Origin of the sequence: Amphritea sp. (genome assembly GCF_050300915.1) — a bacterium.
Classification (GTDB): domain Bacteria; phylum Pseudomonadota; class Gammaproteobacteria; order Pseudomonadales; family Balneatricaceae; genus Amphritea.
This window is the reverse complement of the sequence record NZ_JBNKYN010000113.1, coordinates 1-11,251: the sequence shown is the minus strand read 5'-3', so window position 1 is coordinate 11,251 and position 11,251 is coordinate 1. Positions and strand designations below refer to the sequence as shown.

At 53.2% G+C, this 11,251-nt stretch carries 9 protein-coding genes; 2 read left to right on the top strand and 7 right to left on the bottom strand.

What is annotated here, in order from left to right; genetic code table 11:
* The 6 genes from ACQY8X_RS19720 to peaA all read right to left on the bottom strand — a co-directional run.
* The coding region (locus tag ACQY8X_RS19720; RefSeq protein ID WP_428036846.1) for a sigma-54-dependent Fis family transcriptional regulator at positions 1-1,527 on the bottom strand (1,527 nt) is incomplete at its 3' end.
* Between the two features lie 294 nt (positions 1,528-1,821).
* Positions 1,822-3,153, bottom strand: coding sequence for an alginate export family protein (locus ACQY8X_RS19715; RefSeq protein ID WP_428036845.1), 1,332 nt, complete (start codon positions 3,151-3,153; stop codon positions 1,822-1,824).
* A 155-nt stretch (positions 3,154-3,308) separates the two neighbouring features.
* A complete protein-coding gene (gene peaD, locus ACQY8X_RS19710; RefSeq protein WP_428036844.1) occupies positions 3,309-4,451 on the bottom strand; it encodes a quinohemoprotein amine dehydrogenase subunit beta in 1,143 nt (380 codons plus the stop codon).
* 18 nt (positions 4,452-4,469) lie between these two features.
* Positions 4,470-4,796, bottom strand: coding sequence for a quinohemoprotein amine dehydrogenase subunit gamma (gene qhpC, locus ACQY8X_RS19705; RefSeq protein ID WP_428036843.1), 327 nt, complete (start codon positions 4,794-4,796; stop codon positions 4,470-4,472).
* A gap of 1 nt (position 4,797) precedes the next feature.
* Entirely contained in the window at positions 4,798-6,231 is a 1,434-nt protein-coding gene (gene peaB / locus ACQY8X_RS19700) for a quinohemoprotein amine dehydrogenase maturation protein (protein WP_428036842.1), read from the bottom strand.
* An 89-nt stretch (positions 6,232-6,320) separates the two neighbouring features.
* Positions 6,321-7,919, bottom strand: a complete 1,599-nt coding sequence (gene peaA, locus ACQY8X_RS19695) for a quinohemoprotein amine dehydrogenase subunit alpha (RefSeq protein WP_428036841.1) — start codon at positions 7,917-7,919, stop codon at positions 6,321-6,323.
* Between the two features lie 491 nt (positions 7,920-8,410).
* Between peaA and ACQY8X_RS19690 the strand changes: the two genes are divergently transcribed.
* Together ACQY8X_RS19690 and ACQY8X_RS19685 are read left to right on the top strand one after the other, a co-directional pair.
* The gene (locus ACQY8X_RS19690) at positions 8,411-9,910 is read left to right on the top strand and encodes an aldehyde dehydrogenase family protein (RefSeq protein ID WP_428036840.1); all 1,500 of its coding nucleotides are present in this window, start codon (positions 8,411-8,413) and stop codon (positions 9,908-9,910) included.
* 303 nt (positions 9,911-10,213) lie between these two features.
* Positions 10,214-10,369 (top strand): hypothetical protein, encoded by a 156-nt coding sequence (locus ACQY8X_RS19685; RefSeq protein ID WP_428036839.1) that lies wholly within the window; start codon positions 10,214-10,216, stop codon positions 10,367-10,369.
* Positions 10,370-10,393: 24 nt separating this feature from the next.
* Here ACQY8X_RS19685 and qhpG read toward each other — a convergent pair.
* Positions 10,394-11,251, bottom strand: an 858-nt coding sequence (qhpG, locus tag ACQY8X_RS19680) for a flavin-dependent monooxygenase QhpG (protein ID WP_428036838.1), incomplete at its 5' end; no start/stop codon positions are given.

The following is an 11,251-nucleotide window of genomic DNA, read 5'->3' as shown; positions in this document are numbered from 1 at the left end:
CAGACAGACACCGTTGAGGCGATAGTACAGATCTTCACGGAACAGACCTTCAGCCACCAACGCTTTCAGATCCCGATGAGAGGCACAGATCACCGCGATATCCAGCGCAATCTCATCTCCGCCTCCCAGGGGCGCAATGGTGCGTTCCTGCAATACCCGCAGCAACCGGGCCTGCAATGCCAGCGGCATATCGCCGATCTCATCAAGAAACAGTGTCCCTCCCTGCGCCTGTTCCAGCCGCCCGATCATCCCGCCTTTGCGGGAACCAGTGAAGGCTCCTTCCCGATAGCCAAACAGTTCCGATTCGATCAGTCCTTCAGGTATCGACGCACAATTCACCGCGACAAACGGCCCGCTGTTGCGCCGACTATCGAGATGCAGTGATTTAGCCATCACCTCTTTACCGGTACCGGTCTCCCCCTGAATCAGCACCGGCAGCTCGTGGGACAATGCCCGGCTGCCCATCCGCACACCTTTCTGTAAGCGGGGATCCTGTCCCGCCAGTTCTTGCAGAGGAGGCGCATTCAAAGGAGCCGGAGCGGGCTTACTGCGATTTGATTTGAGCGGAGCTTTATAAGCTGTCGGAAAGCTATTGGGAAAGTGCAGCAGTTCACAGTAGAAATCACCGCCGCGGGTTCGTAACTGCCCCCGTCCTTTACGGTGCAGATCGGTCAGCAGTACTTCAGGACGCACTCCAAACAGCTCTTCAAGATTACGCCCCACCAGCTGTTCCCGCTTACGGTTCAGCAGTTGGCAGATCTGTTCATTGGCCGCCTGAATATGGCCATCCAGCTCCAGTGCCAACATCCCCTGCCATGAGGAGCGCAGATACTCCGGACGGCTATGAACACTGAGCACAATATGCTGCTGAAACTGGCCGCTGAACATGCGATTCTCGATAGAACGCACCGCCTGCTGCACCAGACTGAGATTGGGCGGAAGATCACGATTATCAGTGGGTGAGGTCAGATCCAGCACCCCCAGCAACTCACCTTTCGGGTCGGTAATCGGCGCAGAACAGCAGGAGAGATAACCGATGGAGTCGAGAAAGTGCTCATTACCCCGGATCATCAGGGGGGAACGGTTAACAATAGCGGTGCCCGGACCATTGGTGCCGCGTAACTCTTCGCCCCAGTTAGCCCCCGGTGCAAGTGCATAGCGGGTGGCAGAATCCAGATGCCGGGTTTCCCCCTTGATCTTCAGAATCGTTGCCGACTCATCAGTCAGCATCACCAGTCCGCCATCGGAACTAAAATAGTCAACCAGCTGTTTAATTTCAGGATGGGCCGCTTCGATCAGCCCCCTGTTTTTCTCTTGCAGGGTGTCAATCCTGTCTCTGGAGAGATTTTCCAGATCAAGCGGTGCTTCACAGTTAAGACCGGCATTGACACTTCGCTGCCAGGAATCTTCAATCTCGCTGCGTAACACGCCACTGGGAACTTCGCCTTCCTGAACAAGCCGATTACGGGCGACCTTCACCGAATGAAGGGGGTCGGTAGGTAACACGGAATCTGTCGACTTCTTCATAGTACTGATTACTCGCTACTGCTTAATTGAACAACTCCAATACAGGCTATCAATTTTTTTACCGTATCTGTGTAACTATAGCAATCAAATAGTGTTCCACTGATCAGCCTGTGACTTTTTTATCGGCATTGATTAACCACCTGTTTCAACAGCAAAAAGCCACGGCGCCGGAAACCGGGCCGTGGAAAGCGACATGAAGGTAACAGTGAAACTACCTTTTTATCGCGGCTGAAGGGGCAGGGCCTCCCTTACAATGACATCAGTTCAACGGTGTTGATTAGTAAAGATTTTTAATTAGTAAAAGTACATCAGCACCGCCTGCAGGTAGAGATTGCTATTATCATTGGCCTGATTGGCGATCACACTGCTGCCATCCGGAGTGTAGTAACCCACCATCGGGCTGAAGATGAAGTTATCGTTGATCGACCAGAGCGCATAGAGGTCCACTTCGTTACCGGCGGTGTCAGCTGCATCAGCCTCTTTACCAAAGTCCCAGTACTGCAGACCAACCGTCAGATCTTCCCTCGGTTGCAGCATCAACTCGACACGATCCACCCTGTTACCACTGTTGGCAGGGCCCGCATAGTTTGATGCCACCTCCCCCTGGAACCAGGTGCCAAAACCACGGGTAAAGCCGAAAAACAGGGGATCAAAGGCTTCGTTATCGGTGGTCGATGCATCATCTCCGGAGAACTTAGCATGACGATAGTTGAGGGTTGGTGACCATGGCAGACCGGTAAACGTCCAGCCGCCTTCGACATACCAGGCATTCGCATCATTGTTGACGGCTGTATCACCGCCACTCTCATTGACATATTCAAATGACAGAAACAGGTTTTCAACCCCCATACTGCCCTGCCCGCGCAGGCTGACAACATCCATCCCCTTACGCTGATCCCAGATACCAAACCCGGCTCCCTGGTCAACATCCAGCACCGATAGATAACTCAGTCCCAGTGTGCCTTTAGCCTCATCAACCCATTCAAGGTTAACGCCGCCCAGCTCTGTATCCTGATGATAAGGATTATCTGACTGCAACCAGAACAGATCACCCCGCAGCGGGCCTTCGGGATCGACTTTCAGAATCGCGGTCTTGTCGAAGCTTTTCTGTCCCGCCAGATAGTAAGCACCACCACGGTCAACATCGACACCCGGAATCCCCATATCACCGAGACTGATCGCATCACCGGCAATAATAAAACCATCCCCCAGCATGAACTGCTGACGACCGACTGAAAGATCGAAAACACCATTACTGCTTTGCCAGCCGACAAACGCGTTTTCTATTTTCAGCTCACTTTCATCACCGGATGTATAACCACCCGCATCGCCGTCACCACCGGTGCCCAGCGCAATGACACCCAGTCCGCCATAGACGGAGCCGCTGCCAGTCGCCTTGCGGCCCACCAGGTCCCCCTTGAGATAACCTTCCTGCCAGTGATTGCCGCCATCATCGACACCGTTATAGTTCTCATCGGTAGAGAAAATACCTGCCATACCCTCGACATTAAATTCAAGGGACTTGCCATCCTGGTCATAAACCGGAGCGGCCTGCACCGCTGATGCAGTGAGCAACACAGCGACCAGTGCGTTTAACTTCAGGAATGTACTGTTATTGTTTTTCATATTCAGATTCCATAAAACGATTAAAGATAGTCTGCCCGTTATCAGACCCGGCTGATCAGCCGTCTATTGTTTCGGCCAGATATTCAGGCAAAGTCCCCCCTGAGCAGCTTCAGTTGAAGCTACCCGGAGGGAGTATTCAGCGTTAAAAAGGAGTGTTAGCGAACAAATGCCTGGGCGGTGGTGGTGGACATATCCCCACCGGGCAACTGGATGGTTTTCAGCCGTTCAAGGCTATCGCCATCGAAGACAGCGACATGATTGTTGGTACCCGCCAGATAGACTTTGCTGCCGCTCTGGTTGACTGTCACGCAGTAGTAGGAGTGATCCAGCTCAGCCGCTTTCAGCAGCGTCTGCTTCTCAATATCATATTTGGCCAGTCGGTTAAGCACGCCATACATAATGTTGGGGTCTTTCGGTGAACGGGTGCCGGTGAAATACAGCTCGGTGATCGGGCCGAAATCTCTGGTTTCCGTTGCCCCGGTGTCCAGATTGATATTGAAATAACCATACAGCCAGTCGGCGGTATCCAGGTCTTCAGAGCCTTCCTGAAAGCGCGCCGTGGTATACAGAATAGTGAAGTCTTTAGTCGGTGTTTGCACCGCCCAGACGTTCAGTACATCTGGCTGGACATAGCGCTCACGTTTCCAGTTACGACTGGGAACGGCCACCTCGTATTCACCGGTTTTTACATCCATTTTATAGATGTCTGCACCGGCCATATACAGACCACCATCTTTACCTACCTGCATTGCCGTCACCAGGCGGGGTGAGGGGAAGATCCGCACCGATTTGGCATCCATCCCACCGTCGGTGCTATACACCGCCAGGCGGGTTGGCTGAACCACATAATGATCCCGCTCCATCAGGGTTGGGTTCTGTACTGCGTATAACTCTTTGCCGTCATAACTCAGGGCAAAGGCATAGATGGTTTTCGTCCGCTCTTTTTTACTTTGCGCCATCTTCGCGTGGAATTTTACCTCGCAGGTGTCCATATCTACACCATAGATATCCTCATAACCATTATTGAGGATATAGGCGGTTTTCTTGTCCGGCGCGACCTGCAGTGCTCCCGGACCAAAACGGCCCGGCATATCGCAGGTTTTATAAAGTGTATCGCTTTGCAGATCCAGCACGTGCATCTGGTTGGGATAGTTAGCCACCACCATATATTCGTTGCCAGCTTTCAGCGCAGGCCCCTTTGCGGCAACCGCCAGACCACTGGTTAAAGCGGTTACACCCAGCGTTAAGGTCGTCAGCATGACAGTCATGCTGCGAGGAAGCATATTTCTTTTTCTCATCGTTAGCATCCTGTTCGGTTAGTCTTTATCAGCCGGGAACACGGTTCCCAGATTGCGCCAGTTATCCAGCGTGCTGGCGGCGTTTTCATTCCAGTCCGGATAGGTATTCATGGTATCCGGCACCTGGGCTGGCCACCAACAGGGGTCGGCACAACCATACAGATCGGACTCCATCGGCTGACACAGGGAGGTGACACCACCAAAGGCGTCAATTTCCCAGCCGGGATCGGTGGTGGCGGTGCAACCGGCAATGGACTGCATCGCCACGACTTCTTCTACCTGATCATCGGCAACGGCCTGAGTCAGAGTGTGTGCTTTATTATTAACAGGCTTGAGATGTTTCATATCAGTGAGCCCTCCGGGGAGATATGTAACTGTCGATAAAGGCCGGATTCCCGGCCATGATGCGGCTGTAGACTTCGATACCGAAGTCCACCCAGTCACGCATCAGATCGCAGTAGTGATAAACGGGTTGAGTCGGGTCTTCAAAACGGGCATAGCTTTCATGGTAGCAACCACCGGAACAGAGATTACGGATACGGCAACTGGAACAACCGGTATCGGTACGATCCAGACGCTGCTCAAGAAAGCCGCCCAGACGCTCTTTGTCGATACCGGTCTGTACATCACCAAAGGTCTCCAGATCTGATCCGGTAAAGCGGTGACAGAGGTTCAAACCACCCTCATGATCCACCGCCAGCAGTCCCACACCGGCGCCACAGGGCAGTGCTTTCTTGTTGCCCTCATGGAGGTCGGTGATCAGCTGATGCATATTGGAGAAACCGATATTACGGTGCTGCAGCGCAGCCTCCAGATACTGCTGACCGAGCAGCTTCATATTATGGAAAACCTCGGCCAGCTCCTCATCACTGAGGTTGTAATGGCTGATATCACCGGAGGTAACCGGTGCAAAACCAACCTCGGCGAAGCCCAGTTCATTGAACAGATGGTCCCAGATCCGCTGCACATCGGTAATCCCTCTGGTCAGCGTCACCCGGGCACCCACCGGGCGCACACGAAAGCGGGACAGCAGCATTTTCGCTTTGCGGCTGACCACATCATAAGTGCCCTGCCCACCGACGGTGATCCGGTTCTTATCGTGAATCGCCTTCGGACCATCCATACTCACCGAGAGCCCGAAGCGGTGTTCATTCAGCCAGTCAGCAATCGCTTCCGTCAGCAGGGTGGCGTTGGTGGTCATGGTAAAATCCACCGGCTTACCGAGCTCAGCGAAGCGCTGTTCAGCGTAACTGACGACATCCTTTATCAGGCCGAAATTCGACAGCGGCTCACCGCCAAAGAAGACGATGTTATAACGCGTCTCATTGGGTGACTCAGCGATCAGCATCTCAAGCGACTGTTTCGCGGTGTCGAACTGCATCTTCCTGCCTTCAGAGGGTTTATCCAGATCCTCTTTGTAACAGTAGCTGCAGCTAAGGTTGCAACCGGTGTTCACATTCAATACCAGGGTATTGATGGGAAACTCGGTAATCTTCTTCAGTGCAATTTCCGGCGTTAACGGCGAACCATCACTCACCAGTTCCAGTGCGATCAGCTCCTGCAGCGTTTCTGCAATCTGATCTGTGGGATACTGTGCTGACAGTTCACCAATCAGTTGCTCTGCGGTTTGCTCTGGCCGCTGCCGTAACAACCCGATCAGCTGCGCAGTCAGACCATCCAGCTCAAACAGACTGCTTGAAGGTATATGAAACAGCATCTGCCGTGAACTGACAGCCACCAGATGCAGATTCTGCTCTACCAGATTTAATTGGGTGCCCATAGAACGACCCTCTTCACTATTATTTTTTCGGTATGCTGCAATCGTCTCTCAGAGACCAGCAACATCGCTCATTAGTAGTCAGGAACTGCTTATGGCAGGGGTGGATTATTCCAGCGCTGCACCGTCACAATCATCTGGCCTTCAGCACTCAGAGTCTCGGCATCCTCCTTAACTTCGGCCACCACTTTCAGGTTGCCGGCATTATTAGTTGACATGCGACGCTCGGGGTTTGGACCTGATCCAGCGGTAGTAAATACACCGGTTTTCTCATCCATGCGGCCAGTAAAATGGGTATCCCGGTCGGCAGCCGCCTGCTCATCAAATGGCTCAACATGCCATTTAGCCGGGACAAAACCGATGCGCATATCATCCTCAGTGCCAGGCTTGCCATCCGCACCATTCATCCATGCTTCCGCCTGGAAATGGCCATTATATTTCGGCGTAGAACCGCCATTTCCTCCGACACGAGCCACCGAAAAATCGGGCACCACTTTAACACTGCCGATCTGATCATAGACGGTCAGCATGGCGCCATTGGCCTTACCTGCAACCACATTGCGGGAGCCCGGTTTCGCCTGACTCTCAGCCGTCGCCTGAACAACCACTTTGTTATCATCGCGGTAGAGTTCGCTGACAACCCGGATGCCATCGCCCAGGGAGATCTGTTTACCCAGCCCGGTGCCGACCAGTGTCAACACGCCGGTACTACCTGCACGGATATAGCCCGGCTGAACAGCGAGCAGGGTTGGCGTAGTGCCGGCTTTTACCGCCGTAAAGTCCATCCCCGCTTCATCGTGTACCGCTTCAAACATACGCCCGGTCAGTTCGGAGCCATCCTTCGACAGGGCAAATACCTGACGCATTTTCACCCCATCAATGGTCAGATTGGCGCGCCACTCATAACCGGTGTAAACGATAGCGCTACCGCTGCCTTTCAGCGCAGAGCCATCGGCATACTCACCATCGACACTCACCTTGTACTGATCATCTTTACCTCCAGAGACCGTCATGACGCCGCGAATATCACCTTTTCCTGGCATCTGGGCACTGAAGCTCCAGCTACCGCTGGCAGGCATTTTCTTAGCGCTCTGCCATTTATCCCAGCTGGCTGATTGCAGTGGCAACTCTTTCGCCAAAGCAGGCACCATCTCGTTGAGAGCCAGACCTATCCAATCACGATCCCGCGCCAGCGCCTGATATTCCAGAGAGGGCCACTGTCCCAGATGGAAGTTCACCAGATGCTTCCACTCCGATTCCGGCCGACGCTGAAGTTTCACCCGGGCACCGGAATGACAACGGGCACACATATCGGTGAATTCTGGCGAGTCAAAGTTTTCCATGGTGTTCAGACGACGCTCCATGGCATAGCGGGAACCTGCAGTTTCTTCCGGTGCCAGCCCCTGCTTATCAGCAAAGTACTTCACCAGTGTACGGCGTTCATCGTCGGTGACTTCCAGGCCATGCATCACCTGCATCCGGGCGATCGTCATCAGCCAGCCCTCTGGGGTTTTACGCTGGTGACTCATGCGGCTCATCTGCAGAGGCTTAGCGCTCTCCTGGGTATGACATGCCACACATTTATTCTGAATAATGGCTTCAGCATCACCCGCTTGAACGGCCCCTGTTGGCAAGATAAACCCTGCCAGCAGAAGCCCACCCGATAACCGGGGTAATCTCAATTTCTTCATCAAGGCCAGACTCCTTTGTTGTTTATTTAGTTGAGCTGCTGAACGCAACCCAAAGTTCTAACCTGAAGGGATGTAAAGCACGGCCTGTGCCAATAGAGATATCTGTATATTTTTCAATGAATTATAAAAAATCAGGGTAATCCTGTAGAAATAATCAAGACGGTCACTGTTCAATAACGCAACACCGCTGTTCAAAAATGTAACAGTCAGGCAAAGACAGGACGCTAACCGGGCACCAACATCCATCTGATGGCACGCAGACAGAGCGGCCAACTGACTTATTTTTTAACACCCTGTCTCAGAGTAAAACAATCAGGCAGCGCATATTCCCCATATGAATTCTCATATTTATTCATATAAAACAATCAATTAAGACTATTCAAGCACTCTGGCACAGCCCTTGCGATAACCGTATCACTAAGTGTGGGTTGCCTGAGTAGTTTCCAGGCCTCTCTTATAACTGCATACAACTATAAACAGGTCTACAGAATATGAGCGAATCTCAATTTTCACCATCGGCACAAGCGATGGACTTTATTCAGCGGCAACATAAACTCCTGATTGGTGATCAGTGGCTGGACGCTGAAGATGGACGGACGCTACCGGTCATCAATCCCGCAAACGGCGAACAGATCGCTGCGGTCCCAAGCGGCAATAAAGCGGAGATTGATAAAGCGGTCGCTATGGCCCGCAAAACCTTCGAAGAGTCAGACTGGAGCCGAATCAAGCCAGTTGATCGACAAAAACTACTGTGGAACTTCGCCGACCTGATAGAGAAGAATGCCCGGCTGCTGGCAGAGATTGAATCGCTGGATAATGGTAAGAGTGTAGTGATCGCAGAGCATGTGGATATCCGCCTGGCAATCGATTTCCTGCGCTATATGGCCGGCTTCGCGACTAAGATCGAGGGACGCAGTGTCGATGTCTCTGTGCCGTTTATGCCGGATGCCCAGTTTCATGGTTATACCCGCCGGGAAGCGGTGGGCGTCGTCGGCGCCATCGTCGCCTGGAACTTCCCCCTGCTATTGGCCTGTTGGAAACTGGGCCCGGCACTGGCAACCGGTTGCACAGTTGTTCTTAAACCTGCCGATGAAACCCCACTGACCGCACTGATGCTGGGCCAGCTGGCACTGGAAGCGGGTTATCCACCGGGAGTCCTGAATGTGGTCACCGGCACCGGTATTGAAGCGGGTGCCGCCCTCTCCCATCATCCGGATGTGGATAAACTCACCTTTACCGGCTCCACTGAGGTAGGCAAACTGATCGGCAAGGCCGCGATGGACAGTATGACCCGGGTGACGCTGGAACTGGGTGGTAAGTCCCCCACTATCGTGTTGGAAGATGCTGATCTGCAGACCGCCGCAGCCGGTGCCGCCAACGCGATCTTCTTCAACCAGGGACAGGTATGTTGCGCCGGTTCACGCCTTTATGTGCATAAAAAACATTTCGATAATGTGGTCGCCGATATCTCCGCTATTGCTGAAGGAATGACCCTGGGCCATGGTCTCGATCCCAATGCTCAGATGGGGCCACTGATCTCAGCCAAACAGCAAAACCGCGTGTGTAACTACATCGAACAGGGACGTAACAACGGCGCCACTGTTACCACCGGTGGTATTGCGCTGCCCGGTCCGGGCTTCTTTGTTAAACCCACGGTGATGGTGGATGTCAATCAGAATTCCAGCGTGGTGCAGGAGGAGATCTTCGGGCCGGTACTGGTAGCGATGCCGTTTGATGATATTGAAGAAGCAGTGCGTATCGCCAACGACAGCCAGTACGGCCTCGGCGCCAGCATCTGGTCAAACAACCTGTCACAGGTACACCGCATGATTCCGCGCATCAAATCCGGCTCCGTCTGGGTCAACTGCCATACCGCCCTCGACCCCGCCCTGCCATTCGGAGGCTTTAAACAATCCGGCCTGGGCCGGGAGATGGGCAGCGATGTCATTGAACACTACACCGAGGTTAAGTCGGTGCTAATGAGTATCTGATTCAGATAAGGGTTCACCCGAAAAGAGCTGCAGAGTCTGCGGCTCTTTTAACTTTCTCTGCCAAACGACGCCTCGTCTCGATAATCATTGGCTTATACAGGAAACTATTTGCCACCAATCGCCTTCCTCCTGAGCCCACAGGCCTCCTCTCTGATTCGCTGCTGGAAGCAGCTCCTACTACCCTACCCCAATACGCTAACAGAAATGGACACCGACTTTTTAACGAAGTATCGCTTTTAGTAAGCGCTTGTCATGTATCAGTATTAACTATTAATCTTTGGAAATAGAGTCTGGCTATCCATAATGCTACTGGATACCGGTGAGATCGACATTGCCGATGTCACCCAGTACGACTACTTCTGGGACAGTGGCCACGATATGCGCAGCAACAACGCCTTTGGCAAAATGCTGATGGAGATTCGGGATAAACTGCGCGAAGAGATGGCGCAGCAAATTTAAGACCCGAATATCAGCTTTTTGTTTCTAGCGTTCCACCTTCAACCAGCGATTCTGATGCAACCAACGGGTCAGCCCGGCGGCGATGTCGGGACTCATCCCCAGCACTGTTTCAAGACAGGATTGCGGACTGGTCCCCTGCTCTCTGCTCTGCAGTGCCCGTACTACCGGTGCCATCGGTATACCATTAAGGTGCCAGATCCCCAGCGGCTGATCATTGGTGGTCACTACCTCATGTTCCTCAATCAGTCCATTGCTGACCACCGGCATTCTGACTACCCGGAGTGAGTCAGGATCCGTTTCCTGGTGCAGGGGTTCGCTATCCGGCCAGTTGCGGCGGGTGGCCCAGAACGGGTTATCCCACCAGCGCTCTTCTGAGGCGTAGAAGTCACGTCCAATGCGGGCAAAGCGATGGAACAGATGATCGACCCGCTGTTGATAAAACTGTTTCGCCAGGGCTCTGTTCTGAGGTTGTTGCAGCAGGGTATTAATCACCGCGGGAGCCTGCAATGCGCTGGAGAGCGCCTGAAAAATTCCATTACCTGAGAGAGGATCAACCGCCATCGCGGCATCGCCAACCCTGATCCAGTTGTCGCCGACGGCCTCACGACAGAGTATCGGAGTACTGGTGCGGGCGTGGATAACCCCGGTTGGCTTAGCGTTGGCAATAAAGGGTTTTGCGCTGGGCAGGGTGTGCAGGATAGCGTTGCAGTGATCGATCAGCTGGGCTTTGTCCGGCAGATCGGCGCTGGCGACATCAAAGGTCAGTTGCAGATAGCGGGTACCATCGGACCAGGCGGCCATCCAGGCCCAACCATCCTGAAAACTTTCAGCAGCGGACTGCGGCTGACAGGGTTCACCCTGCCAGTATTGCAACAGGGACAC